27 protein-coding genes are annotated in these 26,551 nt (G+C 42.7%); 10 read left to right on the top strand and 17 right to left on the bottom strand.

The window, feature by feature from the left end; translation table 11 throughout:
- Positions 1-295: 295 nt before the first annotated feature.
- Positions 296-1,303, bottom strand: coding sequence for a helix-turn-helix transcriptional regulator (locus I6L24_RS12760; protein WP_071852095.1), 1,008 nt, complete (start codon positions 1,301-1,303; stop codon positions 296-298).
- Positions 1,304-1,543: 240 nt separating this feature from the next.
- Between I6L24_RS12760 and I6L24_RS12755 the strand changes: the two genes are divergently transcribed.
- The 5 genes from I6L24_RS12755 to I6L24_RS12735 all read left to right on the top strand — a co-directional run bounded on the left by I6L24_RS12755 (position 1,544) and on the right by I6L24_RS12735 (position 5,765).
- Entirely contained in the window at positions 1,544-3,103 is a 1,560-nt protein-coding gene (locus I6L24_RS12755) for a circularly permuted type 2 ATP-grasp protein (RefSeq protein ID WP_216986134.1), read from the top strand.
- 22 nt (positions 3,104-3,125) lie between these two features.
- Positions 3,126-3,728 (top strand): alpha-E domain-containing protein, encoded by a 603-nt coding sequence (locus I6L24_RS12750; protein WP_004278801.1) that lies wholly within the window; start codon positions 3,126-3,128, stop codon positions 3,726-3,728.
- Positions 3,725-4,504 carry a transglutaminase family protein gene (locus I6L24_RS12745; protein WP_216986133.1) on the top strand — a complete coding sequence of 260 codons (780 nt, stop codon included), beginning with the start codon at positions 3,725-3,727 and terminating at the stop codon, positions 4,502-4,504. The genes I6L24_RS12750 and I6L24_RS12745 overlap by 4 nt, the downstream gene beginning before the upstream one ends.
- Positions 4,505-4,517: 13 nt before the next feature.
- Positions 4,518-5,252, top strand: a complete 735-nt coding sequence (locus I6L24_RS12740) for a proteasome-type protease (RefSeq protein ID WP_004278798.1) — start codon at positions 4,518-4,520, stop codon at positions 5,250-5,252.
- An 81-nt stretch (positions 5,253-5,333) separates the two neighbouring features.
- Entirely contained in the window at positions 5,334-5,765 is a 432-nt protein-coding gene (locus tag I6L24_RS12735) for a BLUF domain-containing protein (RefSeq protein WP_216986132.1), read from the top strand.
- Between the two features lie 46 nt (positions 5,766-5,811).
- On the opposite strand, the gene alr is transcribed toward I6L24_RS12735, so the two are convergent.
- The 12 genes from alr to ppsA form a co-directional block, all read right to left on the bottom strand.
- Complete coding sequence (alr, locus tag I6L24_RS12730; RefSeq protein ID WP_216986131.1) at positions 5,812-6,882, bottom strand: alanine racemase; 1,071 nt, start codon at positions 6,880-6,882, stop codon at positions 5,812-5,814.
- 49 nt (positions 6,883-6,931) lie between these two features.
- Positions 6,932-8,374: a replicative DNA helicase gene (dnaB, locus tag I6L24_RS12725; protein WP_044108866.1), complete on the bottom strand. Its 1,443-nt coding sequence runs from the start codon at positions 8,372-8,374 to the stop codon at positions 6,932-6,934.
- A 216-nt stretch (positions 8,375-8,590) separates the two neighbouring features.
- On the bottom strand, positions 8,591-9,037 hold the full coding sequence (gene rplI / locus I6L24_RS12720) for a 50S ribosomal protein L9 (protein WP_004278793.1): 447 nt from the start codon (positions 9,035-9,037) through the stop codon (positions 8,591-8,593).
- A 9-nt stretch (positions 9,038-9,046) separates the two neighbouring features.
- Complete coding sequence (gene rpsR / locus I6L24_RS12715) at positions 9,047-9,274, bottom strand: 30S ribosomal protein S18 (protein ID WP_004278792.1); 228 nt, start codon at positions 9,272-9,274, stop codon at positions 9,047-9,049.
- 12 nt (positions 9,275-9,286) lie between these two features.
- Positions 9,287-9,673: a 30S ribosomal protein S6 gene (gene rpsF, locus I6L24_RS12710; RefSeq protein WP_004278789.1), complete on the bottom strand. Its 387-nt coding sequence runs from the start codon at positions 9,671-9,673 to the stop codon at positions 9,287-9,289.
- Between the two features lie 437 nt (positions 9,674-10,110).
- Positions 10,111-10,989: a heme o synthase gene (gene cyoE, locus I6L24_RS12705; RefSeq protein WP_004645412.1), complete on the bottom strand. Its 879-nt coding sequence runs from the start codon at positions 10,987-10,989 to the stop codon at positions 10,111-10,113.
- A gap of 10 nt (positions 10,990-10,999) precedes the next feature.
- Positions 11,000-11,326, bottom strand: a complete 327-nt coding sequence (locus I6L24_RS12700) for a cytochrome o ubiquinol oxidase subunit IV (RefSeq protein WP_004645410.1) — start codon at positions 11,324-11,326, stop codon at positions 11,000-11,002.
- Positions 11,326-11,946 (bottom strand): cytochrome o ubiquinol oxidase subunit III, encoded by a 621-nt coding sequence (gene cyoC / locus I6L24_RS12695; RefSeq protein WP_004278786.1) that lies wholly within the window; start codon positions 11,944-11,946, stop codon positions 11,326-11,328. The genes I6L24_RS12700 and cyoC overlap by 1 nt, the downstream gene beginning before the upstream one ends.
- A 4-nt stretch (positions 11,947-11,950) precedes the next feature.
- Positions 11,951-13,939, bottom strand: a complete 1,989-nt coding sequence (gene cyoB, locus I6L24_RS12690; protein ID WP_216986130.1) for a cytochrome o ubiquinol oxidase subunit I — start codon at positions 13,937-13,939, stop codon at positions 11,951-11,953.
- Between the two features lie 3 nt (positions 13,940-13,942).
- A complete protein-coding gene (gene cyoA, locus I6L24_RS12685) occupies positions 13,943-15,037 on the bottom strand; it encodes a ubiquinol oxidase subunit II (protein WP_148334482.1) in 1,095 nt (364 codons plus the stop codon).
- A 296-nt stretch (positions 15,038-15,333) separates the two neighbouring features.
- A complete protein-coding gene (locus I6L24_RS12680) occupies positions 15,334-16,131 on the bottom strand; it encodes an RDD family protein (RefSeq protein ID WP_216986129.1) in 798 nt (265 codons plus the stop codon).
- Positions 16,132-16,551: 420 nt separating this feature from the next.
- Positions 16,552-18,930, bottom strand: coding sequence for a phosphoenolpyruvate synthase (ppsA, locus tag I6L24_RS12675; protein ID WP_004278782.1), 2,379 nt, complete (start codon positions 18,928-18,930; stop codon positions 16,552-16,554).
- Between the two features lie 154 nt (positions 18,931-19,084).
- Here ppsA and ppsR point away from each other — a divergent pair, with 154 nt between their 5' ends.
- On the top strand, positions 19,085-19,921 hold the full coding sequence (gene ppsR, locus I6L24_RS12670) for a posphoenolpyruvate synthetase regulatory kinase/phosphorylase PpsR (protein WP_004278781.1): 837 nt from the start codon (positions 19,085-19,087) through the stop codon (positions 19,919-19,921).
- 251 nt (positions 19,922-20,172) lie between these two features.
- Here the strand turns inward: ppsR and I6L24_RS12665 are convergent, their stop codons facing one another.
- Positions 20,173-20,730, bottom strand: coding sequence for an NAD(P)/FAD-dependent oxidoreductase (locus tag I6L24_RS12665; protein WP_216986128.1), 558 nt, complete (start codon positions 20,728-20,730; stop codon positions 20,173-20,175).
- A 354-nt stretch (positions 20,731-21,084) separates the two neighbouring features.
- Positions 21,085-22,086: an LLM class flavin-dependent oxidoreductase gene (locus I6L24_RS12660; RefSeq protein ID WP_216986127.1), complete on the bottom strand. Its 1,002-nt coding sequence runs from the start codon at positions 22,084-22,086 to the stop codon at positions 21,085-21,087.
- A gap of 52 nt (positions 22,087-22,138) precedes the next feature.
- On the opposite strand from I6L24_RS12660, the gene I6L24_RS12655 reads away from it, so the two are divergent.
- Positions 22,139-22,444, top strand: coding sequence for an IS630 transposase-related protein (locus I6L24_RS12655; protein WP_000122230.1), 306 nt, complete (start codon positions 22,139-22,141; stop codon positions 22,442-22,444).
- Between the two features lie 47 nt (positions 22,445-22,491).
- Positions 22,492-22,986, top strand: coding sequence for an IS630 family transposase (locus I6L24_RS12650; RefSeq protein WP_004781677.1), 495 nt, complete (start codon positions 22,492-22,494; stop codon positions 22,984-22,986).
- Positions 22,987-23,129: 143 nt separating this feature from the next.
- On the opposite strand, the gene I6L24_RS12645 is transcribed toward I6L24_RS12650, so the two are convergent.
- Together I6L24_RS12645 and I6L24_RS12640 are read right to left on the bottom strand one after the other, a co-directional pair.
- A complete protein-coding gene (locus I6L24_RS12645; RefSeq protein WP_005097226.1) occupies positions 23,130-23,582 on the bottom strand; it encodes a hypothetical protein in 453 nt (150 codons plus the stop codon).
- Between the two features lie 233 nt (positions 23,583-23,815).
- Positions 23,816-24,247: a glycine zipper 2TM domain-containing protein gene (locus I6L24_RS12640; protein WP_005097225.1), complete on the bottom strand. Its 432-nt coding sequence runs from the start codon at positions 24,245-24,247 to the stop codon at positions 23,816-23,818.
- A gap of 346 nt (positions 24,248-24,593) precedes the next feature.
- Between I6L24_RS12640 and prfA the strand changes: the two genes are divergently transcribed.
- Complete coding sequence (prfA, locus tag I6L24_RS12635) at positions 24,594-25,682, top strand: peptide chain release factor 1 (RefSeq protein WP_005097224.1); 1,089 nt, start codon at positions 24,594-24,596, stop codon at positions 25,680-25,682.
- Entirely contained in the window at positions 25,682-26,500 is an 819-nt protein-coding gene (prmC, locus tag I6L24_RS12630) for a peptide chain release factor N(5)-glutamine methyltransferase (protein WP_005097223.1), read from the top strand. The genes prfA and prmC overlap by 1 nt, the downstream gene beginning before the upstream one ends.
- Positions 26,501-26,551 lie beyond the last annotated feature (51 nt).

The following is a 26,551-nucleotide window of genomic DNA, read 5'->3' as shown; positions in this document are numbered from 1 at the left end:
TTCACAATTAAGACAGATGACTTTATAGTCGGTTTATTCACTACATAGGAGTCTTAAACTATGACCAAAAAATCCATTCGCTTTAATAATGCTGAGCTGGCTTGCTCATGTCTCAGTCATTTTTAAATATTGATGTTTCATCCAAGTTGCATTTCGGGGTATCAAAGAAAAGCAGCTTGGCACAGCGGCAGATCACCACAACAAGAACAAAAATATAAGCATAATTCTCCAGTCCCCAATTTGGGGATTTTTTTATTCTGGAATACCTAAAAGAATCTGGATGAAGCATGTGTGGTTAAGGGTTTTCCTCATCCAGTTGAGCGACTGCATTGGCTACAATACTCGGTTCAATATGTTTAATCTTTTTACCAAAGCTGCGTAACCACCAGACCAGTTGGGAGGTAAATGGCACGGTAGCTGTGATCAGCGACATGCCATTGTCCATTTTTTCAATCTTCTGGTCTTTGCTGAGCTGGCTTTCCTCAAAGTAATGCGCATCCGATTCTGACATGCTGAGTTTAAGCGTGACATTTTCGGTAGGATGGTTAAAGTCCACCCGGAAGCCCAGCGCACCAGAATCAATATACTCATCAATATCGAAATTGACCGGATGCAAGGCGCGGGAATTCAGCACCACAGCCGATTTAAAGCGGTGTAGGGCAAAGGTCTGGATATCCGATTTGTCATGACGGGTACACACCAGATAGATGATTGAGCCTTTTTGTACCAATGCCAGAGGATTGAGAATATAGGTTTTTTCTTCGCTATTATGACCGCGGCCCTGATACACACATTCCAGCTGTTTGTCCTGTAACAGACCTTCATACACCGCTTGCTGCGCAGCCTTATCTACCACAGGTGGAATCAGGGGTTGGGTAGCCGGAACAATGCGTACGCGGTTAATCCATTGCCGGACATTGTTCTGGGAAGAAAGACTGCGTCGTGCCAGATCAAACCACGGATTCATTTCCTCGATCAGGCTCGGTGGCAGCAGATGTTTTAAATGTTCTTCGACCATCATGAAAGTGACCGCTTGCGAGCTGGTCATATGCGGCAAACTTTGCAGCGGCGCATCTGAACGCCAACGCCAGCCTTGCGGCGTGGTTTTACTGCTTTCAATCGGAAAGCGTTGAGCAATCTGATTCAGGTCGCGCTGAATGGTGCGCAGACTGATATCGATGCCTTCACGATTGAGGATTTCCTGTAATTCACGTGTTCCCATCCATTTGCCGGTAGAAAGACGCGACAAGATTTGCCATTGGCGATATAGACTGTTTGAAGTTTCTTTTTCTTGTGCTGACATAATTTATTTTGCTGGCAATAAAGAAGAGGGGATTTAGGCTTAGCTTAACACAATAAAAAAACTCTCATTTTTTCGCAAGTCCCTCTGTGCAACATTTGTCCTACAATTCTAAAACAACTTGGTCGAAAATGGCATTGAGTTCAAAGGGCATTTATTAGATTAATGGTAATTGAAATACAGATGTCATGGCATGGATATTGCTTTGATTTAATTATAATAGATGATAATACGAGGGTTTGTATGCTTAAAGGAAATCAGGATACAAATGTGATTGAAACAATTGATAAATTTAGTTCCCAGAATATTGGAAAAAATTTTATAGACACTAAAACTACAGCGGTATCTACTACAACGAATCCACAACTTTTACTGCAGCAGTTATCTTCAACGTTCTTTAATGAAATGCAGGATGAACATGTGTTGTCCAGTCAGGCTGGTCAAAGACTGGAAGAATGGTTATCACAACATACGCTGGATGAACTCAATGCACTGAATCAGGTAGCAAAAGAACATTTTTTACATCACGGTATTACCTTTACCGTTTATGGCGATGAAGAAGGCGTAGAACGCACCATTCCCTACGATATCATTCCGCGAGTCATAGACCGGAAGCAGTGGAATATGGTGGCTTTAGGCTCGGCACAACGGATACGGGCGCTAAATTTATTCTTACATGATATTTATCATCAACAGGACATTTTAAAAGCCAATATCATTCCTGAGTTGCAGATTTTAACTCATGAAGCCTATCAGCCGCATATGTATCAACATAGCTTGAAAGGCGGGATTTATAGCCAGATTAGCGGGATCGATGTAATCCGTGATTCCAAGGGCGAGTTTTATGTCTTAGAAGATAATCTCAGAACGCCATCTGGCGTTTCTTATATGCTGGAATGCCGCAAGATCAGTGAAAAACTCATGCCAAAAGTATTCGAGCAGTCCAAGATTGCCGGAATCGAGCAATATCCACAATTATTGAAAGAAATCCTGATCGAAAATGCCTACGTCGACAAGCCATTTGTCGTGGTGCTGACCCCAGGACGTTTTAATAGCGCTTACTATGAACACGCCTTCCTTGCAAGGGAGATGGATATACCATTGGTAACATCACGTGACCTTTTTGTTGATGACTCGAAGGTTTATGTAAAAACCATACGTGGTCGCCAACGAGTCGATGTTATTTATAGACGGGTCGATGATGCGTTTCTTGATCCCTTATGCTTTAAACCGGATAGCACTTTGGGTGTGGCTGGCTTGATGTCAGCTTATTTGCAAAATAATGTTGTGATTGCCAATGCACCGGGAACCGGTGTGGCAGATGACAAATCGGTTTATCCATATGTCGACAAAATGATTCATTTTTATTTGGGTGAGCAGCCAATTCTAAAAAATGTTCCGACTTATCAATGTCGTAATTCTGAAGAATTAGACTATGTCGTGGCTCATCTGGATCAACTGGTGGTGAAAGAAGCGCAGGGTTCGGGCGGTTATGGCATGCTCATTGGACCACAAGCCTCTAAACAGCAAATTGAAACTTTCAGGGAGAAAATTTTAGCTGCGCCGCATTTATATATTGCGCAGCCAACTTTGGACTTATCGGTTAGTCCGACTTTGACCAATTTTGGTATTGCTGAACGTCATATCGACTTACGCCCATTTGTATTAAGTTCGCCTTATCGTACTGAAATCGTACAGGGTGGCTTGACCCGTGTGGCGATGCAGCCCGGCTCACTGGTGGTGAATTCATCACAAGGTGGCGGTATCAAAGATACCTGGGTAGTCGACAATTTACATTCATAAGATTCCAAAGAAGGAAAATGTCATGGTTTTGCTGAATAGCAATGCACAACATATTTTTTGGCTAGGGCGTTATTTATCTCGCACTCATTTTTTATGTGCGCGCTTTCCATTTTTAGAAGACGAAGCGGCAGTAGCGTATGCTCATGCCTTTTGTTTACCTGCCTTTGATGCCAGTTCCTTAAATGAGCTGGTACTTGATCCTACGCAAGTGGCGTCTTTTAGCCAGCAGTTTAAAGTGGCCAAAGACAATATTCAGGAATTACGTGGTGTATTGTCTGCTTCAGGCTATGCGGAACTGATGAAACTGATCAAAACCGCAGACAAAAATGCTGGTTATATCTGTGAAGTGGTGACGGAATGTGAAGATATTCTGGAAGCCGAATCTTCCGATATTTTTCTGTTTTTTAGTCTAGGGCAATGTGTCGAACAGCTCGATCATCAGTTACGTCTGGGTGAAGAAACCAGTACTACACTCTGCAAGATTGATTATGTGGTCAGAATTTTGGTAGAGATGGGCTGGAATGATCTGGAACAGTACTGGGAGCAGTTGCGTACAGAACCGAACCGGATTCAGTTTTACCAGTTTAGCGACCATATCCATCAACTGTTTGAGGCAGATGTATGAAATTGATGGTGAATCACCAAACGCATTATATGTACACGGCCGAGGTGAGGAACAGTATTCAGTACATTAAAATGATGCCTTCGAGCAATGCGCATCAGCGGGTGCATTCCTGGGATATTAGTGTGCCGGGTAATAAAGAAATCCGGAAAGATGCATTTCATAATCTGTGGATGACCTGTAGCCAGCGGGAGCCTTATTATTCCCTGACTATCATGGCGCAAGGGATTGTTGAACTGAATCCTGCGCATCAGAGTGGACTGAATGATTCAATCAATCTCAATCTTTTTCTACAGCCGACCGAATCGACACAATGTAATGCAGCAATGAAAGACTTTGCACAACGTCATGTTCCTGCATTAACCCGTCAGCATTTGATTGAACTGGCACAGGCCTTGCTGGAGCATGTGCCTTATATTTCCAACAGTACTTCAGTGCAAGGCTCTGCAATAGATGCCTTTGAGTCCAGACAGGGCGTCTGTCAGGACCATAGTCATATTTTTATTGCCATGTGCAAATATCTAGGTTTACCTGCCCGCTATGTTTCTGGTTATTTATATGCACAAAATGCTTCGCATCTGGCCAGTCACGCTTGGGCAGAGGTGTTTGTAGACCAGACATGGTATTGTTTTGATGTCAGTAATCTGTTGTTTACTCCAAGTTCGCATGTTTATGTGGCGATTGGACGGGATTATTGGGATGTGGCGCCGGTACGCGGTGTCAGAGAAAAGGGCGGTGTGGAATCCATGCATTCCATCGTTCAAGTGCTAGGATATTAATAAGGACGAATGAATGACGTATTGTTGTGCACTACGTTTAGAGCAAGGTATGCTTTTTATCAGTGATACCCGGACCAATGCCGGAGTAGATCACATTTCTGTATTTCGAAAGTTGTATACCTTTGGTATTCCTGGTGAACGTATGATCGTCATACAGGCATCCGGAAATCTGGCAACAACACAAGCCGTAATTGGGCATATCAAAAATCAGCTCGAACTGAAGCAGGAACCCAATATCTTGAGTCTGCACACCATGTTTGATGTCGCTGAGCTGGTTGGAAGTATGCTGAAAAAAGTGATTGCGAATGTTACGAGCGATATTTCGGAACAAAGCAATTACTATTGCAATCTGCTGGTCGGGGGGCAACTTAAAGATCAGGATATGCAGCTTTATCATGTCTATCCGCAAGGGAACTTTATCTGTGCCACACGCGATACGCCGTATTTCCAGATTGGCGAAAGTAAATATGGCAAGCCGATCCTGGATCGTGCGCTGACTTATGATATGCCGCTGGATGAAGCTTTGCGCTGTTCCCTGATTTCATTTGCATCGACCCTACGTTCCAATGTATCGGTTGGTATGCCCCTCGATGTGCTGGTCTATAAAAAAGACAGTCTGATCATGCCAAGAGGCAAGCGTATTGCCGAAGATGATGAGTATTTCACGTCAATCAGCCGGCAATGGTCAGAGACCTTGAAAAAAGGATTGGCGGAACTTCCGGTTCCCTCTAATGAGTATTTCTTATAATAAACCTATCCGGGTTCAGGTTTTTCGCGTACAGTGTTAACTTCTATGCATCAGGTATAATAAAAAAAGAGGAGTTAGCACATGTACCAATTTTGTTATGCCAGTAAAAGTACTTCTCCCAAACCTGACTTACTTGAAGATTTGGCGAATATCCTGAAAGAAGCTCGTGATTTTAATTACCAGCATCAAGTGACAGGTGTACTGTATTTCGCAGATGGGCATTTTTTTCAATGTCTGGAAGGTGAATGTCTTACTTTAAAGAGTCTGCTGGTGGAGCGACTGAATAAAGATCCACGCCATCAGGATATTAAATTATTTGAGACCAAGGAAATTGAATATCCAAGTTTCCCGGACTGGTCCATGAAATATATTTCCAAACGCAGTCAGATCCAGCAATTCTGTCGGGAAATGGGATTTGATGACTTTAATCCTTTTGCCTTTCAGCAAAGTCATGTCGATGCCTTATTAATGCAATTATGCATAGAGCAGGGCGAAGAACAAAAGTCAGCCTAAAGAAAAAGCCCAACCTATGTTGGGCTTTTTTACTTTGAGGACTAGATCAGACTACTTGGCGTAGTGGACGATTGCTGAGCCTGCATAATAGTTCATAACCAATCGTGCCATTCGCTTCAGCCACATCATCCACCAGACGGGTTTTACCCCAAAGTTCGACTTCTGTGCCCAATTGCACTTCTAACCCTGTGACATCAATAGCGATCATATCCATCGCTACGCGGCCGATCACGCGAGTTTGCCGACCATTGATTGCGACATAGTTCTGTTTAGGGAAAGCACGAGGGTAGCCATCACCATAGCCAATTGAAACAATGGACAAAGTCATGTCTTGATCTGCGGTGAACGTCGAACCATAACCGACATGCTCACCCGCTTGAATATCATTCAAGGCAATAATTTCAGCTGTAAACGTCATGACCGGTTTTAAATCTAGGTCATGTACATCACGGTCTGCAAAAGGCGTCGCGCCATAGAGCATGATCCCGGGACGGACATAGTCAAAATGCAATTCTGGATATTTATAGATTGCAGCCGAGTTACAGCAAGAGGCTAAAAGTGGGGCGCAGTCATTTTTAATTTCCAAGAATTGACGGATTTGTTCATCATTCAGTGGATGCTCAGCATCGGCATTGGCAAAATGCATGGCAAGCACGCAAGTAAAGCCTGCGGCTTTTAGCGTATAAATTACGTCTTTGATCGGTTCAATCTTAAAGCCCAGGCGGTTCATGCCGCTGTTCAGTTTGACCCAGACTTTAAGTTCTTTGGCGATATAGGCATCTTTATGTGCAATTAACCAGTCGACTTGTGCCTGTTGATGCACAATGACTTCAATATTTTGTTCAATTACGATTGGCATCTCATCTGGTGAAAAAACACCTTCGATAAGCGTGATCGGCTGTAAATAACCTAATTCACGAATTTCCAGGGCTTCTTGCAGACAGGCAACACCAAAGGCATCGGTTTCGCTTAAGGCTGCTAAGCAGTCTTTAACTCCGTGTCCATAAGCATTGGCTTTCACCATGCTGACGATTTTCGCGGTTGGGGCAAGTTGTTTGACACGGTTTAAATTATATTGCAGCGCAGCGCTGTCAATATAAACTGTAGCTTGACGCACCCTAAATTACTCCTAGAGGGACGATGGAAATGTGATGACGAGAGCCTGATTACTCTTCGTCATCATACTGAGCATAGAACTCAGGTGAGAGATTACTAAAGCGGGTATATTGACCTTCGAATGCCAGACGCACGGTACCAATCGGGCCATTACGTTGTTTACCGATAATAATTTCGGCGGTGCCAGCTTCCTTGGATTCCTTGTTATAAACCTCATCCCGGTAAATAAACATGATCAAGTCGGCATCCTGCTCAATCGCACCGGATTCACGCAAGTCGGACATCACCGGACGTTTGTTTGGACGGTTTTCCAGCGATCGGTTGAGCTGTGACAGGGCAATTACCGGACATTGCATTTCCTTCGCTAAAGCTTTTAAGCTTCGGGAGATTTCCGAGATCTCGCCGACACGGTTATCGCCCATACCGGGTACTTTCATCAGCTGCAAGTAATCGACCATGATACAGCCCAGCTTTCCGCCATGCATTTTGGCAATACGACGCGCACGGGCACGTAATTCTGTTGGTGGTAGCGCAGAAGAATCATCGATATACAGATTTTTTTCTTGTAAATGCACAATGGTACTGGTGACTTTTGACCATTCATCACTGTCCATTTTACCGGAACGTAAATGCCCTTGGTGCACGCGACCAAATGACGAAATCAAACGCATGGCGATGGAGTCGGCTGGCATCTCCATCGAATAGACCAGAGCAGGCAGGTTGTTATTGAATAAAACACTTTCGACCAGATTCATGGCAAAGGTGGTTTTACCCATGGAAGGACGCGCTGCGACAATAATCAGGTCACCGGATTGCATGCCGGAAGTTTTGTTATCCAGTTCCACAAAACCAGTAGTTAAACCGGTAATGCTGCCTTCCATTTGCGACAGTTCATTTAATTTGTCGAATACGTCCGCGACCACCGAGTTGATCGGCTTAGGCCCTTGCGCTTTGGCATTGTTATTATGCTGTTCGGCAATCGAGAAAATATTGGTCTCAGCCAGATCCAGAATTTCACTGACAGTACGGCCTTTGGTGTCATAGGCATTTTGTAAAATTTCAGAGCTGACTTTAATCATACTACGCAGGGTAGAGAATTCTTTAATTTTGCCTGCATAAGTTTCCAGGTTATAGAAACTCGATGGCGAATCTGCCATTAACTGCATCAGATATTCTTCGCCACCAATTGCATCGAGCAAGTTTTGTTTGATGAGCCAGTCATGCACCAGAACCGCATCATAAGGCGAGTTTTCTTTAGAGAGTTGCTCAATGGCACGGAAGATATATTTATGTCGGGTGGCATAGAAATCATTTTCGGTCAGTACATCACCGACCTGCTCAAAAGATTCAGCCACAGTCATAAGGGCAGCAAGTACAGCCTGTTCAATTGCTAAATTGTGTGGCGGAGTACGGAACTCCTTGAGATTGCTATTTTCAGTAACAATTTCTGGTTTAGCAGGAGCTACCTTTTTGCTGGCATTCGCCTGTGACATATAAATCCCTGATTTTAAATACAATGGTTAAATATCGTCGGAGATGAATAGCGTTTATTCACGACGAAATGAAATGATACGCGCTCTGATCAAAAATGCGAAGTGCAATTTTTTGTAAACACGAATAATAAAATGAATTTGACAGTGTTGGCTAGATTATATTTTTTAGAGATAAAAAAAGAGCATGCTTTCGCATGCTCTTTTTGAGGCGAGAAATTACTCAGCTACGATAGTAACTAGAACTTCTGCAGTAACATCATGGTGCAATTGGATTGCGATGTTAAATTCGCCAGTGTGACGAAGCGCGCCATTTGGAAGACGTACTTCAGCACGGTCTACTTCTAGACCAGCATTTGTCAACGCGTCAGCGATGTCACGAGTACCGATAGAACCGAATAGTTTACCTTCATCACCAGCTTTCGCAGTGATAACGATGTTCACTTCGTTCAATTGGTCAGCACGTGCTTGAGCAGCAGCCAAGATAGCAGCTTCTTCTTTCTCAAGTTCAGCACGACGAGCTTCAAAAGCAGCAGTGTTTGCTTCAGTTGCAGCAACAGCCTTACCTTGAGGGATAAGGAAGTTACGGCCGTAACCAGCTTTAACTGAAACTTTATCGCCTAGTTTACCTAGGTTTTTAATGCGTTGTAATAAGATAATATCCACAGCTCAACCTCACTTATGATTGTCAGTGTAAGGGATCAAAGACAAGTAGCGAGCTTGTTTGATAGCTAACGCTAATTGACGTTGGTAACGAGCTTTAGTACCTGTAATACGGCTAGGAACAATTTTGCCGTTTTCAGTGATGTACTGTTTTAAAGTGTCGATATCTTTGTAGTCGATGTACGTAACGTTCTCAGCTGTAAAGCGGCAGAACTTGCGACGACGGTAAAAACGTGCCATGTTATGTTCTCCTTAAGCTTCAGCAGAGTCTTGAGCGTGTTGTGCTTCTTCACGTTGAGCTTTACGCGCACGTTTTTCTTCAGCACTTTTCGCCAATAATGACTCTTCAGTGATAGCGTTTTCACGACGAATGATAAGGCTACGAATGATTGCGTCGTTATAACGGAACAATTCTTCAAGCTCATCAAGAGTAGTTTGACCACACTCAACATTCATAAGAATGTAGTGAGCTTTGTGGATCTTGTTGATTGGGTAAGCCAATTGACGACGGCCCCAGTCTTCAAGACGGTGGATTTGACCTTCAGCTTCTTTGATGTGAGTTAGGTAGCGTTCTACCATACCAACTACTTGATCGCTTTGATCAGGGTGTACTAAAAGTACGATTTCGTAATGACGCATTGTCAGCTCCTTACGGTTTGGACAGCCCCAATTTAAGTAAATTGAAGCAAGGAGTCACAACCAAAGTTGTGTCGCAGTGTTTGCGAAGGGGGAATTGTAGTGATCTTTAGGGATAATTTCAACCAAATAAGACATTTTTGCGCAATTATCTCTATAACCAGATCGATCATCAGAACCTGACTTTGGCTTTAAGTAAATTTGGACTGATTAAATTCAGCAAATGTATTGTTGCGAAGATTAAGCTGTACTTATCAGGCCAGAAAATCTAGAAAACTGAAGGATCGGAGTCTGGAACCAGAAAGATTGAATTTTCTAAGCGATCAGGAAGATCGAGGTTTAGCTTTATTAAGCCGAATTTTTGTTTCTGCTCTACAACTATTGGAAGTAGGGGATTAAGAGAAATCAAAATAAAAAAGATAGAGACTAACTCTATCTTTTTAAAAAAACACAATCTGTGTAGATGGCGCAGTTGAGGTAAAACTAAAGATAATACTGATGACAGTAATCAGGATCACCGAGAACAAGAAATACTTTTTTGCCCAAAGTTGATCATTTTCAGCTTTAAATCCAATGACACCGATATACAACCAGTAAATGCACAGTAAGTTTAAAATCACTGCATAGAACCAGTTAGCATAACCAAAGACAAATAACGCATTCATGGTCAGGGTGAATAACACCACATAAACCAGTGATTCAATCTTGGTACGATGAATCGAACGCGCCACAGGCAAGATCGGAATGCCTGCATTTTTGTAATCATCAAAGCGGTAAATCGCAATCGCCCATGAGTGAGGCATTTGCCATAGCGCATAACCTAAAAAGATCAGTAACGCACCGAGGTCAAATTGATTGGCTACTGCGGTATAACCAATGACAGGCGGAGCTGCACCAGAAATACTGCCTACAACAGTTTGATGAATTGTGGTTCGTTTTGTCCATAGGCTGTAGAAACCAACATATACGACAAAACCAATCACCGCGAATAAGAAAGCGTACGCATTTACCCAGAACCATAAAAGACTAAAACCAGCGATGCCTAATACCAGAGCAAAGGCCAGGGCAACAGGTTCGGAAATGGTTTTGGTGACCAGAGCACGGTTTTGGGTGCGCTGCATTTTTTGGTCGATGTCCTGGTCAATCACGTTGTTGACCACACATCCTGATGCTACGACAAGCGTAGTACCGAGAAGGGTAATAAGCAGGAGAAGGAAATCTACAGAACCTTGGGTGGCTACGAAGTAGCCACCCAAAGTGGTAACAAAGTTACCGAAGAGAATTCCTGGCTTAGTCAGGAATAAATACTTTTTCAGCATGACGACCAGTTTAGATCATCATGTTGTAGTGTAGGTAATTCATGATCCATACAGAACCCACTAAAAGAATAGCGATAGTTAAGATGGTATACACGAATGCAATCACGTTCCAGCGTTGCTCTGAAGAAGAGTTCATATGCAGGAAGTAAATTAACTGCACAAGAATCTGAGCAACCGCAGTAATCGCGATGACAGTAATCAAGATACCACGGCCAAAACCGCCTGCCATCACCATACCGAATGGAATTACGGTAAGGATGACAGAAAGGATAAAGCCAACAGTATATTGCTTAACGTTACCGTGTGATTCGCCAGCAGCGTTATGATCGTGACTCATTACAGAACTCCCATCAAGTAAACTACGCTGAATACACAGATCCAAACGATGTCAAGGAAGTGCCAGAACAAGCTTAGGCAAGCTAGACGACGCGTGTTTGCAAGAGTCAAACCATATTTCTTGATTTGAACCATAAGCACGATCATCCAGACCAGACCAGAAGTTACGTGAATACCATGCGTACCTACCAAAGTAAAGAACGCAGATAAGAACGCACTTGTGCTTGGACCGTGACCCGCATGAACTAAATGATTGAACTCATATAGTTCCATGCCGATGAAGATAGCACCGAATACCCAAGTAATCGCTAACCAAGTCAGTACTTTTGCAACGTCTTTTTTGTATGCAGCAAGAACTGCAAAACCAAAGGTTACAGAAGAGATCAAGAGGGCGAAGGTTTCAGTAAGAACGAAACCTAAAGAGTCGCCAAACAGGTCTCTCGCACTTGGAGTACCCACAGGAATGTGGCTACTCAAAACAGCGAACGCAATGAAGAGTGTACCGAACAGGACAAGGTCACTCATCAAGTAAGTCCAGAAACCAAAGACGGTGATGTCAGTATCATCGTGATGATGATGCTCATCGTGTCCGTGGTTATCGTGATGAAGTACTTCAGCCATTGTCTTAGTCCTTCTTCAAGTGTTTTTCAAGAATCGCATAGCGTTCGTTTTCAATACGTTCAACTTCAGCAGCTGGAACATAGTAATCCACTTTCTTGGTGAAAGAAGACACAATGAAGCTAATGATAGAAGCAATGAACGTAACAACTACTAACCACCAGATGTGCCAGATTAAACCGAAGCCCATAACAGTGATGAACATCGCGATAACGAAACCGGCAGCACGGTTAGTTGGCATATGAACATCTTCGTACTTCGTTGGTTTTGCATACGCAACACCATTTTCTTTCTCGATCCAGAAAGTATCAATACCATTGATCTTTGGAAGATGAGCAAAGTTATAGAACGGAGCAGGAGAAGATGTCGCCCATTCAAGGGTACGACCATCCCATGGATCGCCAGTCAAATCCAGACGTTGGTCACGTTGTAAGAAACCAACCACGATTTGCAGAATGAAACATACGATACCAAGCGCAATCAGAACTGCACCGAACATCGCGATATTTACATACGGGTCCCATTCTGGGTTGTCAAATGTATTCAAACGACGTGTCATACCCATGAAACCAAGGATATAAAGTGGCATGAACGCAAAGTAGAAACCGAAGAACCAGAACCAGAACGCTGCTTTACCCCAAGTCTCATTCAGTCTCCAACCGAACATTTTCGGCCAGTAGAAGATGATACCTGCGAACATCGCAAATACTACACCACCAATAATTACGTTATGGAAGTGAGCAATCAGGAATAAAGAGTTATGTACCAGGAAGTCCGCTGGTGGAACCGCCATCAATACACCTGTTAAACCACCGATACCGAAAGTTACCAGGAAGCCTAGTGTCCATAGCATTGGAGTAGTGTAAACAATACGACCCTTGTACATGGTGAATAACCAAGAGAAGATTTTCACACCTGTAGGAATCGCAATAATCATGGTCATGATACCGAAGAACGCGTTAACGTTGGCACCTGCACCCATGGTAAAGAAGTGGTGAACCCATACAACGAATGACAATACTGTGATTGCTACTGTTGCATACACCATTGATTTGTAACCGAACAATGCTTTGCGCGAGAAAGTCGCAACAACTTCAGAGTAAATACCAAATGCTGGTAATACCAAGATATATACTTCCGGGTGACCCCAAGTCCAAATCAAGTTCACGTACAACATCGGGCTACCACCCAAGTCGTTAGTAAAGAAGTGGAAACCGAAGTAACGGTCAAGCGTTAACATTGCAATTGTTGCAGTCAACACTGGGAAAGCCGCAATAATCAATACTGCTGTACATAAAGATGTCCAGGTAAAGATTGGCATTTCCATAAGTTTCATGCCAGGCGCACGCATTTTGATGATGGTAACGAAGAAGTTAACACCCGTTAATAGCGTACCTAGACCTGAAATTTGCAGTGCCCAGATGTAGTAGTCCATACCTACGCCTGGAGAGTATTCGATACCAGACAGTGGAGGGTATGCCATCCAACCTGTTGCAGCGAATTCACCTAACGCAAGTGAAACCATCATCAGACCTGCAGCGCCGGCGAATAACCAGAAGCTTAAAGAGTTCAACAATGGGAATGCAACGTCACGTGCACCGATTTGAAGCGGTACAGAGATGTTCATTAAACCAACTACAAGACCCATTGCCACGAAGAAGATCATGATCACGCCATGCGCGGTAAAGATCTGGTCGTAATGCTCAGGGTGTAAATAACCTTCGCCGCCACCTTTTGCAAGGAACTGCTGAAGACGCATCATGATCGCATCGGCGAAACCACGCAAAAGCATGATCACAGATACGAAGATATACATGATACCAATTTTTTTATGGTCTACAGATGTGAACCATTCGTTCCACAGGTAGCCCCATTTTTTGAAGTAGGTAATACCAGCAAAAACTGCGATACCACCCAGGATCATCATTGCAACAGTTGCCAATACGATTGGATCGTAAGGAATTGCATCTGGACCTAACTTACCTAAGAAGCTCATGTCTTATTCTCCTTGAGAAGCAGTCGCATGTTCACCAGCTACATGAGCTTCAGAAGCAGCCGCTTCGTGAGCAACAGCATCAGTCGCTGCAGCTTCTACAGGAGCTGAATGATCAGCACCGTGATAGTTACTCATATACTTGTGAATCACAGATTCAAACAAACCTTGCTCTACAGAAGAGTAGTAAGTCACAGGATGTGGCTTAGTAGGGTAAGGCTTCATTGCTTCAGCAGCAGCCTTCTCTTCAGGAGTTTCAGCTTTTGCAATAATCGCTTCGATCTGGTGTTTACCACGGTTGCCGTCACGTAAAGTTGCAAATTCAGCTTGGTCTAGAACAGTTTTTTGTACTGCATTAGGGTTAACTGAAGTACCGTTTCCTGCCTGAACAGCAGAAATCCATTCAGCAAATTGAGCATCAGTCACAGAATGTGCACGGAAGCGCATTTGTGAGAAGCCATAGCCTGAATAGTTTGAAGAGAAACCACGATAACCTTCAGCTGGACTAGTTTCATCAGCTAAGAAGTTAAGGTGAGTTTGCATACCTGCCATTGCATAAATCTGACCACTTAACGCCGGGATGAAGAACGAGTTCATCGTGAAGTTAGAGGTTAAACGAAGGCTTACCGGAGTTTGCTCTGGGAAACGCAATTCGTTAACAGTTGCAATGCCTTGCTCAGGATAGATGAAGATCCATTTAAATTGCTCAGCAATAACCTGAACAGTTAATGGCGCTTTATCTGCTTCAATTGGACGGTATGGGTCATACTTGTGGGAACCCCACCAAGTTAACCAAGCTAAAATACCAATAATAATGACAGGGATACCCCATACTACAATTTCAATCGCAGTAGAGTGTACCCATGTAGGTTTATAGTCTGCGTCTTTATTCGATGCACGATATTTCCAACCGAACCATAATGCCATGATGATTGATGGAATAACCACCAAAAGCATTAAGTAAATCGCAGTCATCATCAGGTTACTTTGACCTGCTGCAACTGGACCTTTAGAGTTCAGAAGTACCATATCACCACCACACCCGGTCAAGAGTGCAGTCATCGCAGATAAAGACAATACAGCTAAAATCGTTTGTCTCATTTTACAACCTCGGTGAAGAGTCCCATTCCCTAATTTAATATGGGATAGCGATTAAAGTGCACATGACAAAAAAGGCTGAATTTTACAAAACATCCTATTAATCACAATACACCGCTACGTTGTAGGGCATTATGCCTGAGATTCACGAACTAAGCTATATCTAGGGCGCTTTAAATGCCTGTAATAAAAACCGATTTTGCTGGTCTGGATTGGGGGGGTTATGGGAATTTTATTTCAATTTCAAAGTTCTGTAATCAAAATGGGATGATATTCATCCCATTTTGTGTATTCCTGCACTATTGTTTCACAACTTGCGTTTTTGCGAGTTTATCGTGCAAGGTTTGACGTTTTTTGCCCAATCCGAAGGCCCAGTCAATAATTAAACTCAGTGGCATAAATACAATATTTAAAAATATGAAAAATACACTACGAATAGTGAAGGCGCGCAACAGGCTGGGCTTTTCACCTGATTCTGCATCTACAATTTTGATTTTTGTGAGCTTTTTACCAATACTTTGGCCTGATTTGGCAATCAGAAAGGCTTGAATGGCCAGCATGATAATCAAATAGACCGCTGTGGCAAGCCACGCCTGCTGAGAAAACATCTCAAACATTTGAGTCTGTAATTGCTGAGCCATTGCAGGATCTGCATCGCTACTCAGCACAACATTCATGAATTCTTCATTCAATTGAGCAAACCGGGTTTCCTGTTCAGGGGTGAAAAATGCAGTCAAAATGAAGGTTGCTGGTAACCACAGTAACACGTCTACAATTTTGGCCAGGATACGGCTTGGAATACTGGCGAGTTCATTTTTTTGAGTTGCTGTTTGAGTATGAGGCTGTGAATAGGCCGAAGTCGTTGACTGATTGTTCTGGAATACTGGCGTTTCAGGTGTGACTGCCGGAGCGACATAACCTTCAGGTTGATATACCGATTTTCCTTGGGTAAGTTCACCTAAGGCTTTCCACTCTGTCATGCCTTGATGCCATGCCAGGTCAGTCAGCATGACTTGTTGATTCGCCAGCATCTGATTCAATTGCTCGAGCGTATATGGACCAGCTTGTTGATTGTTTCGGGCCAAGTAAATCTGCATATAGACTGAATCTCAATATATAAATGTGAACTGATAATAGCTTTGATCAAGATTGTATTGAATTCTGTTTTGAAAACAAACATCCTCTCATCGTAAGATATAGATTAATTGAGGATTTTCAATCATATTTGTCATTAAAAATGAGCCCATACAAAATTGCAAGGATCTGCATTCTTAAAAATATCTTCCTGAACATTCGATGGTTATTTATTATTATTGCCATTTTGATATGACTTTACTGTTGGTATTTGTTTTGTCATTACAGTCTTTATGTGTTGATAAGCGTTGATTTGATTATATTTATAAATTCAATTGTTTAGCTTGTGATTGGGTCTTTAGTTATCAATTTTCAAACAATAAATCATAATATCTATCTCATAAAAAAGACCCTATCAAAGGGTCTTTTTTATTCACAATTGCTTATGCTTTTTGCACTTTTTCTTCAGCCAGGAAGAACCAAGTTTCAAGTACCGAGTCTGGGTTTAAAGACACAGAGTCGATACCTTGTTCCATTAACCATTGTGCAAGATCTGGGTGATCGGAAGGACCTTGACCACAAATACCGACATATTTGCCAGCTTTACGACATGCTTGAATTGCAAGAGAAAGCAACGCCTTAACTGCAGGGTCGCGCTCATCAAATAGGTGAGAGACAATACCCGAGTCACGGTCAAGACCAAGCGTTAATTGTGTCAAGTCGTTTGAACCAATAGAGAAACCATCGAAATGTTCAAGGAATTGATCTGCCAATAAAGCATTGGTTGGAAGTTCACACATCATGATCACTTTAAGGCCGTTTTCACCGCGCTTAAGACCATTTAATGCAAGAAGTTCAATTACACGTTTCGCTTCAGCAACAGTACGAACAAATGGAATCATGATCTGGATATTGGTTAAACCCATTTCATCACGTGCCTTTTTCAATGCACGACATTCAAGTTCGAAGCAATCACGAAAGTTATCAGAAACGTAGCGACTTGCACCACGGAAACCTAGCATCGGGTTTTCTTCTTCTGGCTCGTATAACTTACCACCGATCAAGTTTGCATATTCGTTAGACTTGAAGTCTGACATACGAACAATGACTGGCTTGTCTGCAAATGCAGCAGCAAGTGTCGAGATACCTTCAACCAGTTTCTCTACATAGAATTCAATTGGAGATGCATAACCTGCAGTACGCGCCATGACTGCTGCACGTGTTTCACGTGGAAGGCTGTCAATATTGATTAATGCTTTCGGGTGAACACCAATCATACGGTTAATAATGAATTCAAGACGCGCCAGACCAATACCTGCGTTTGGAATTTGAGCAAAGTCAAATGCACGATCCGGGTTACCCACGTTCATCATTACTTTAAATGGAAGAGCAGGCATAGACTCAATTGAATTCTTTTGAATTTCAAAATCTAGTGCGCCTTCATAGATAAAGCCAGTATCACCTTCAGCACAAGACACAGTCACTTCCTGACCGTCTACAAGAACTTCAGTTGCATTACCACAACCCACGATTGCAGGAACACCAAGCTCACGTGCAATAATTGCTGCGTGACAAGTACGACCACCACGGTTTGTTACAATCGCAGCTGCACGTTTCATGACTGGTTCCCAATCCGGGTCAGTCATATCAGATACAAGAACATCACCGTCTTGTACTTTGTCCATTTCTTTAATAGACGTCACAATGCGGACTTTACCAGAACCAATGCGTTGACCGATTGAACGGCCTTCACAGATCACAGTACCGCGTTGTTTCAACAGGTAGCGTTCCATGGTGCCGACATTTTCACGGCTTTTTACAGTTTCAGGACGCGCCTGAACGATGTAAATCTTGCCATCATCGCCATCTTTTGCCCACTCGATGTCCATTGGTGCACCGTAGTGGTTTTCAATGATCAGCGCTTGTTTAGCAAGTTCTTGTAATTCCTGGTCGTTTAAAGCGAACTGTTGGCGTTCAGCTTTTTCAACATCCACGACAACGACAGATTTACCTGCAGATGCTTCTTCACCATAAATCATTTTCTGGTGCTTAGAACCCAGGTTGCGACGAAGGATCGCGTGTCGGCCTGCATTTAAAAGCGGTTTAGAAATATAGAATTCGTCCGGGTTAACTGCACCTTGAACGACCATTTCACCCAAACCATAAGATGCAGTAATGAATACTGCATCACGGAAGCCTGATTCAGTATCTAGCGTAAACATCACACCTGCAGCGCCAGTTTCTGAACGAACCATGCGTTGTACACCAGCAGACAGGGCAACTACATCATGGGCAAAGTTTTGGTGTACACGGTATGAGATTGCGCGGTCGTTGTACAAAGATGCAAACACTTCTTTGATTGCGATCAGAACGTTATCGATACCACGAATGTTCAAGAAAGTTTCTTGCTGGCCGGCAAAAGAAGCATCCGGCAAATCTTCTGCAGTTGCAGAAGAACGAACGGCAACCGCGATGTCAGGGTTGCCGTTAGAAAGTTCTGCAAATGCTGTACGAACTTCTTGTTCTAATGCAGGCGTAAGTGGAGTATCCACAATCCATTGACGAATTTTTGCGCCAGTTTCAGCAAGTGCATTTACATCATCAACATTGAGTGCAGCAAGCTCTGCATTGATTTTAGCGTTTAGGCCACTTTGCTCGAGAAATTCACGGTAGGCATCGGCAGTCGTTGCGAAACCACCTGGCACAGATACACCAGCATTTGATAAGTGGCTGATCATTTCGCCTAGTGATGAGTTTTTCCCACCGACCAGCTCAACGTCGTGCTTCCCTAATTTTTCCAGACCAATTACGCGCGCTTCCAAAGTTGTTACTCCACTTTTGCAGTATTAATCACTATCTCGGCATGAGAGTATAGCAAATCATCTAGGTTTTTGATTTTACTAAGCGACAGTCATGTAAGATCGGTTTACTATAAAGATTATATAGCACTAAGACAAATGTTGGAGGAGAATTTTAATGTCGGAAGGTAAACAAATTCAGCGTAGTGTTTTCTTTATTTCAGATGGTACCGCCATCACCGCTGAAACCCTTGGACACTCGCTGTTAGCGCAGTTTCCGCATGTGAAATTTGACATTCATATTATCCCTTACATTAGTTCCGAAGAAGCGGCTACAAATGTGGTGGCAGAGATCAATGCAAGAGCTCAAATCGACGGTGAGAAACCCCTGGTATTTGATACCCTAGTTGATCCCTATGTGCGTGACATTATTAATACTGCAAATGCAGTAAATCTCGATGTATTTGAAGGGCTTATTAGTAAGTTGGCTGATGAATTAGGCACGATTCCTACAACTTTAGTCGGGCAGACCCACGCGGTGACCGACTCTGAGTCCTATAAAGCTCGTATTGATGCTGTTCATTTTGCTTTAGACAATGACGACGGCGCACGTACCCGTCATTATGATAAAGCTGACCTGATCCTGATTGGTGTATCGCGTTCAGGTAAAACCCCGACCTCTATTTATCTGTCTTTGCAGTTCGGTATTCGCGTAGCAAACTATCCACTGACTGAAGAAGATTTGGACGATAACCGCCTGCCAGCCGTGTTGCGACCGCATAAAAACAAGCTGTTTGGCCTGATGATTGATGCGGAACGCCTTGTAGCTATCCGTTCTGAGCGTAAAGCCAATAGCCGTTATGCCAGCTTTAGTCAGTGTCAGATGGAGTTGCGTGCGATTGAAGGGATTTATATTTCGGAAGGCATCAAGTACCTGAATGTGTCTGAAATGTCGATTGAAGAAATCTCAACACGTGTGTTGCAGATGACCGGTTTAAAACGTCGAATCGGTTAAGAAACCTACCAGAGCCAAACTTCAGTTTGGCTTTGATTTATAGCTAAAAATTACAAGTAAGCATTGATTAATCGAAATAATGTATGAGTTTTATAATTTAAATAAAATATCAAGTATCATTTTTAAAAATACCTAATAGTATTCTTTGAGTACTTTGTTGAATAAATCATCAATTGGTTCGTGGCATGTAATTTAAAATCTTATTACTAGCTTACCAATTTTTCATTTTTACTCGCCAGTGTGAGTTATCTTTATGCTAAATAAGTGTGAATAATGATATCAACCGGATGCTGCTCGCCATTGATACAATGAATCGTATTTTCCGAAATTTTCAGAATCGGCCAGGTAATCAGCTGGCAATTTTCACGCTGTAGGGCAGCATAATAATGATCTGATTTCAGATAAATTTTACCGGAAGATGCAAGATTTGGCATTAACTGGCGTCTTAGCCACAAATTCTGCACCTGATTTTCTAAAAACCGCAGAGAGAGTAGGCTTTTAATCCGGTTGTTAAATAAGCGGCGATTTTTACCAATCAATGGATGATTAATAATTCGTTGCAGAATTCGGTCGGAACCGGGCAGTACAAAAGCTGGATTAATCTGGAAAACTTTCACCGAACGGGCATGTTGACTGATCTTATCCAGCTGGCTCACGGTAAACTGGTCAGTGCCAATAATCGCAATATCTTTATCTGCATAATCCAATTCTAGCAGTTCGGAAGAGGGTGCTTTAATTCCAGTAAACTGCTGAAAATGTTCGGGGCGATTTTCAAAAATACCAGCGTGTGGATCCTGCTTGGTAGACATTAGAATTCCTTGAATTTATTTAATAATTAATTTTCTTTGTATGAGATATAAACAAAAACTCAAGCCAGGGTAAAGTGAAAAATTTAACTTAGACAGTCATCTATTTGACCAAAATATAAAATCTGACTTTATTGAAGACTGAATGGATTTATATGCAATCCAAAAGGAATGACTTTTAACTTGACGAGATCGACGAAGGAAATAAAGTTGAGTTATTTGTCAAAGAAGAAGCAGTTTAATGGTGTAGTCGATAGAAATGATTTTACTGGGATGTTTCTTTTAGTCATTTATCTTTAAAGATGAAAAACATCTACCCATTGCTGAGAATAGGTAGATGCAACTCTCATTCATTTACTAACCGTTTTTTATTTGCATCAATAGCTCAAAGTTGTGCAGACGTTTGTCAGTGTCATAGATGTCACAAGTAAAGATAAACTCATCCACATCATATTTGGCTAAAAGCGATGCCAGACCGGCTTTAACGGTTTCTTTGGAACCGACCTGAGCCATGGCAAAAAAATTATCGACCGACATTTTTTCCGGCGGCGACCACAGACCTTTCATGGAGTCAATTGGTGCTTTAAGTTTCAGGCTTTGTCCACGAATCAGTGATAAAACCCGCTGATAGGCACTAGTCGCTAGATATTCTGCTTCTTCATCAGTATCTGCGACACAGGTCGGTACACCCATCGACACATAAGGACGATCCAGGTATTCAGAAGGTTCAAAGTTTTCACGATAAAGCTGAATGGCCTGACCCAGCATACGCGGGGCAAAATGCGAAGCGAAGGAATAAGGTAGACCAAGTTTCGCCGCTAATTGTGCACTAAACAGGCTGGAACCTAAAAGCCATACGGGTACGTGCGTACTTTGACCTGGCGTCGCTACGATACGCTGATGTGGTTCTGGATCTTTAAAATATTGCAGAATTTCCAGAACATCTTGTGGAAACTGATCTTCGGTTTCCTGACGGCCACGACGCAGGGCACGCATGGTCATTTGATCAGTTCCAGGAGCACGGCCCAGACCGAGTTCAACACGATCTGGATATAAGGTCGCTAAAGTTCCGAATTGCTCAGCCACCACCAGCGGCGCATGATTCGGGAGCATAATCCCGCCTGAGCCTAAAGTTAAGCTTTTGGTGTTCGCCAGTAAATAGCCTAAAAGAACGGCTGTGGCTGAACTGGCAATGCCATCCATATTGTGATGTTCTGCCAGCCACATTCGGCTATAACCCAGTTGTTCTGCTGCCTGGGCAAGCTCCAGCGCGTGGTTCAGCGCGAATTGAATAGTCTTATCGTCACGAACAGGAACCAGTTCGAGGATAGAGAACCGGGTATCGTTAAGTGTACGCATCGTATTACTCTTAAATATAGTCAAATCATTATAAAACCAATACAATGGTGCAATGAGTTATTCAGAACATTTTAGACGTAAAATTTTAGCTAAGCTTGAGGAAGGTTATTCTATTCGAGCGGTAGCTGCACAATTTGAAATTAATAAAAATACCATTGTTGAATGGAAGAAACGTATAGAGATTAAAAAAACTCGTGTACGTAAACCTTCTAAAATTAACGATGATGCTTTACGTGAAGATGTTGAAAAGTATCCTGATGCTTATCAATATGAACGTGCTGCACGTTTTAATTGTGGTGTTTCATCTATTGGTGCTGCATTAAAGCGCTTAAATATTACAGTTAAAAAAAGACGTTAAGCCATCCTAAAGCAGATACAAAGCTTAGGGATAAATTTATTCTGCAAGTGAATGAATTAGAAAAAAACCATCCGATTATTTATCTGGATGAAAGTGGTTTTAAGTCACATGATTATAGACCTCATGGCTACTCACGAAAAGGAGTACCCTGTTTAGGGCAATATAATTGGCAATTAAAGAATCAGACCAATGCCATTGGAGCAATCCATGAGGGTAAGTTATTTTCAGTCGGTTTATTTGACTGCAAAATCAATTCAGATGTTTTTCATTTTTGGATTGAGCAATTCCTCATACCAGCATTACCAGAAAATAGTGTAGTGGTTATGGATAATGCAGCATTTCATAAAAGAGCAGATATTCAGGAGTTATTGGAACAACAAGGGCATAAAATTCTTTGGCTTCCTGCATACAGCCCTGATTTAAATCCTATAGAACACATGTGGGCATGGGTTAAACGTAAGCGTAAAGAATGGTTGATCGACTCAGTCGATGAGTTATTTCGAGTTTTTTTCGAATCTTGTATGAATAATAAAGTAGTTTGACTATAGACATGACTAAAAGCATACGACTTTGCATTGTATTTGTATATCGAAAAAAATCGATATAAGTGTAAACGAAAATAACAGGCAAAAAAATAAGCATCCGAAGATGCTTATTTAAGGAGGGAAGCTTAGAGAGTGCAGCCTTAACGACGACGGTTGTTGTAACGATAGTCATTCGTGCGGTAGTTTTTTGAACTGTAGCGACGGTCATAGCGGTCATCATAACGGCGATCCTCACTGACTTTTTTACCCAGTGCTGAACCACCCGCAGAACCTAGTGCTGCACCGATATAACCGCCATTGGTACCCGCCATGTTTCGGCCGACTGCATAACCCGCACCACCACCGAGGGCACCACCGATAATCGCACCATTACGGTCACGTTTGTTTGCCGCAACAGCTGCACCAGCACCACCACCAATCGCAGAACCGATGGTTGCACCGGTTGTACCGCCCATTTTATTACCCACGGCTGCACCAACCACACCACCAAGTGCTGAAGCTAAAGCTGTATTGGTGGTATTACCGGCATTGGCTGCTGTCATACCCATGGCTGAGGTTGCTACAACAGCGATCATTAGAGATTTATAGTTCATGAGTACACCTTTTCGTATATCTAGCTGTATTTGTTGATAAGATCAATTTAATCTAGCAAGCGTCAAACAGCATGAAGGCCGTGTTGACGAATTGTGATTTTTATCTCCTTAATTTATTCATGATTTTGAGTGAATAATTTTATGTATTACATGAATTTGACTGTGTTTGAAAAGCATAAAAAAAGCACCCGAAGGTGCTCTTAATGACGAATGTCTGAGGTCTAACGCATTGATCAGTTATAACGGTAATGACGTTTTTTCTTGTAGTGGCGTGATTTGGCTTTTTCTGCAGTTTTGTCTTTGGAAATCTTGTTACCTAATGCAGCACCACCGGCAGCACCCAAGGCTGAACCGATATAACCGCCATTGCTGCCGCCCATGTTTTTACCTACGGTGTAACCTGCACCGCCACCCAAAGCACCACCGATTGCAGATTCAGTACGGTTCTTTTTGCTACTTGCCACTGCTGCGCCGCCTGCACCACCTAAGGCTGCGCCAAGTGTAGCACCAGTATTGCCGCCCATGTTTTTACCTAGGGCTGTACCTGCAACACTACCTAAGGCACTTGCTGCTGCAACACGTGCTGTACTGTCTGCATGTGCATTTACCGCCATCATTGAACCAGCAGCTAAAACTGTACTCATTAAAAGTGCGTTGAGTTTCATGTCATCACTCCGTGTCCATTAACAGGACTGTATTTATTTCGATGTGGAAAATGTAACAAATCATGCCCAGAATAATATGAAGATGTTTCTCCATAATTTACTGCTTTATTTGATGAATTGTAAAATCTGCATGAAATAAGCATAAGATCGATTATAAAAAAGGCAATTCCACTATTTTTAATCTTATTTGTTAACAAATGCTGCCGAGAGAGAATGATAGCGGCGTGGACTTACTCAATAATGATGTTCATTAGAAGCCAGAATCGTTAAACTAGGCGCAATTTTTTGATTTCGCTGTGCTAAATCGGTTTTTAGTTGCAGCCTATGTTTTGAGATTTTTTAAAAAATGAAAGAATCGTTACGTTTACGATTAGACCAACTCTCTGACCGCCACGAAGAGCTGACAGCATTATTGGCTGATATAGAAGTAATTTCAGACAATAAACGTTTTCGTCAGCTGTCGCGTGAGCATAATGACCTGACAGAAATCACCAGCGTTTGGAGCAAGTACAGACAGGCTGAAGAAGATATTGAAACAGCTCAGGCCATGTTGTCGGACCCAGACTTTAAGGAAATGGCACAAGAGGAAATCAAAGAAAATAAAGCTTTGATTGAAGCGCTTGAATCAGACCTGAATATTCTGATGATTCCAAAAGATCCAAATGATGCCAACTCTGCTTATCTGGAAATTCGTGCCGGAACCGGCGGCGATGAAGCAGCGATTTTCTCGGGTGATCTGTATCGCATGTATAGTAAATACGCAGAAAATCAAGGCTGGCGTATTGAAATCCTGTCAGAAAATGAAGGTGAACACGGCGGTTATAAAGAAGTGATTTGCCTGATCAATGGTGACGGTGTATATGGTCGCTTGAAGTTTGAGAGTGGTGCGCATCGTGTACAACGTGTGCCAGCAACCGAATCGCAAGGTCGTGTACATACGTCTGCTTGTACCGTTGCGATCTTACCGGAAGTCGATGTCGATACTTCGGTAGAAATCAATTCCTCGGATTTGCGGATTGATACTTACCGTGCCTCAGGTGCTGGTGGTCAGCATATTAACAAAACTGATTCTGCGGTACGTATTACCCATTTACCGACAGGCACGGTAGTGGAGTGTCAGGATGAACGTTCGCAACACAAAAACAAAGCCAAAGCGATGGCACTTTTGGTGTCTCGTTTAGAAAATGCCAAACGGGCTGCTGCCGATGCTGCAACCTCTGAAATGCGTCGTGATCTGGTTGGTTCAGGGGATCGTTCAGAACGTATTCGTACCTATAATTACCCTCAAGGTCGTATGACCGACCACCGCATTAACCTGACTTTATACAAGCTGGATGCGGTCATGGAAGGTGATTTGACCGAATTGCTGGACAGCCTGCATCGCGAATATCAGGCGGATCAATTGGCCATGCTTGCACAGCAGAATGGTGGATAATGAATATTTTACAAGCGCTGGCTTTACGCGGTGAAGCTGAAAGTTATGAGCGTCAGGAAAATGCCTGGTTGCTGGAACACATCACCAAGATTGATTCATTTGATCTGTTGATGAAAAAAGATCAGGAATTGACGCCTGAGCAGGAACAAGCTTATAAGGATGGTCTGGCACGAATTGCTGCCGGTGAACCTTTGGCTTATGTCACCGGTTCACAACCATTCTGGACTTTGGATCTGAAAGTCAGCAAAGATACGTTGGTGCCGCGTCCTGATACTGAAGTGCTGGTTGAAACCGTGTTAAAGTTAGATTTGCCTGAAGATGCCCGTGTGGTAGATTTGGGTACAGGCACAGGTGCAATTGCCTTATCGCTTGCATCGGAGCGTCCTGAATGGGTGATTGTTGCATCAGATATTTATGCGCCTACGCTTGAAGTAGCCAAATATAATGCAGAACAACATGATATTGAGAATGTAGAATTCGTTCTGGGTTCGTGGTTGAAACCATTTGGCCGTCAGTTCTTTGATGTGATTGCTTCAAATCCGCCGTATATCGATCCGGATGATGCACATATGCAGCATCTGGCGACCGAGCCGCAACGTGCACTGGTTGCGGATAAAAAGGGCTTGGCTGATTTGGAAGACATTATTATTCAGGCCAAAAAGCATTTAACCGTCAATGGCTGGGTGGTGCTTGAGCATGGTTATGATCAGGCTGATGCCGTGCAGCATCTATTTAAGCAGGCCGGTTATAAAAAGGTCCGTACCGTAAAAGATTATGGCGGTAATGATCGGGTGACTTTGGGTCAGTGGCCGCATTAATTTTTAATCCTTCTTTATGAAAAGAGCGACCGATTTGGTCGCTTTTTTTTT

Source organism: Acinetobacter lwoffii (genome assembly GCF_019048525.1).
Taxonomy (GTDB): domain Bacteria; phylum Pseudomonadota; class Gammaproteobacteria; order Pseudomonadales; family Moraxellaceae; genus Acinetobacter; species Acinetobacter lwoffii_K.
The sequence above is the reverse complement of the archived record's forward strand: the minus strand, read 5'-3'. Positions and strand labels throughout refer to the sequence as shown.

Coding starts and splice junctions, on each gene's coding strand:
- I6L24_RS12750 (WP_004278801.1), top strand. CDS start 3,126: ATGGTTTTGCTGAATAGCAATGCACAACATATTTTTTGGCTAGGGCGT.
- cyoB (WP_216986130.1), bottom strand. CDS start 13,939: ATGAGCTTCTTAGGTAAGTTAGGTCCAGATGCAATTCCTTACGATCCA.
- ppsR (WP_004278781.1), top strand. CDS start 19,085: ATGTCGGAAGGTAAACAAATTCAGCGTAGTGTTTTCTTTATTTCAGAT.
- I6L24_RS12745 (WP_216986133.1), top strand. CDS start 3,725: ATGAAATTGATGGTGAATCACCAAACGCATTATATGTACACGGCCGAG.
- I6L24_RS12655 (WP_000122230.1), top strand. CDS start 22,139: ATGAGTTATTCAGAACATTTTAGACGTAAAATTTTAGCTAAGCTTGAG.
- I6L24_RS12665 (WP_216986128.1), bottom strand. CDS start 20,730: ATGTCTACCAAGCAGGATCCACACGCTGGTATTTTTGAAAATCGCCCC.
- prmC (WP_005097223.1), top strand. CDS start 25,682: ATGAATATTTTACAAGCGCTGGCTTTACGCGGTGAAGCTGAAAGTTAT.
- cyoA (WP_148334482.1), bottom strand. CDS start 15,037: ATGAGACAAACGATTTTAGCTGTATTGTCTTTATCTGCGATGACTGCA.
- rpsF (WP_004278789.1), bottom strand. CDS start 9,673: ATGCGTCATTACGAAATCGTACTTTTAGTACACCCTGATCAAAGCGAT.
- I6L24_RS12740 (WP_004278798.1), top strand. CDS start 4,518: ATGACGTATTGTTGTGCACTACGTTTAGAGCAAGGTATGCTTTTTATC.
- I6L24_RS12760 (WP_071852095.1), bottom strand. CDS start 1,303: ATGTCAGCACAAGAAAAAGAAACTTCAAACAGTCTATATCGCCAATGG.
- I6L24_RS12700 (WP_004645410.1), bottom strand. CDS start 11,326: ATGAGTCACGATCATAACGCTGCTGGCGAATCACACGGTAACGTTAAG.
- cyoE (WP_004645412.1), bottom strand. CDS start 10,989: ATGCTGAAAAAGTATTTATTCCTGACTAAGCCAGGAATTCTCTTCGGT.
- I6L24_RS12755 (WP_216986134.1), top strand. CDS start 1,544: ATGCTTAAAGGAAATCAGGATACAAATGTGATTGAAACAATTGATAAA.
- I6L24_RS12640 (WP_005097225.1), bottom strand. CDS start 24,247: ATGAAACTCAACGCACTTTTAATGAGTACAGTTTTAGCTGCTGGTTCA.
- dnaB (WP_044108866.1), bottom strand. CDS start 8,374: ATGTCACAGGCGAATGCCAGCAAAAAGGTAGCTCCTGCTAAACCAGAA.
- I6L24_RS12660 (WP_216986127.1), bottom strand. CDS start 22,086: ATGCGTACACTTAACGATACCCGGTTCTCTATCCTCGAACTGGTTCCT.
- prfA (WP_005097224.1), top strand. CDS start 24,594: ATGAAAGAATCGTTACGTTTACGATTAGACCAACTCTCTGACCGCCAC.
- I6L24_RS12645 (WP_005097226.1), bottom strand. CDS start 23,582: ATGAACTATAAATCTCTAATGATCGCTGTTGTAGCAACCTCAGCCATG.
- I6L24_RS12735 (WP_216986132.1), top strand. CDS start 5,334: ATGTACCAATTTTGTTATGCCAGTAAAAGTACTTCTCCCAAACCTGAC.
- I6L24_RS12680 (WP_216986129.1), bottom strand. CDS start 16,131: ATGCAGATTTACTTGGCCCGAAACAATCAACAAGCTGGTCCATATACG.
- cyoC (WP_004278786.1), bottom strand. CDS start 11,946: ATGGCTGAAGTACTTCATCACGATAACCACGGACACGATGAGCATCAT.
- rpsR (WP_004278792.1), bottom strand. CDS start 9,274: ATGGCACGTTTTTACCGTCGTCGCAAGTTCTGCCGCTTTACAGCTGAG.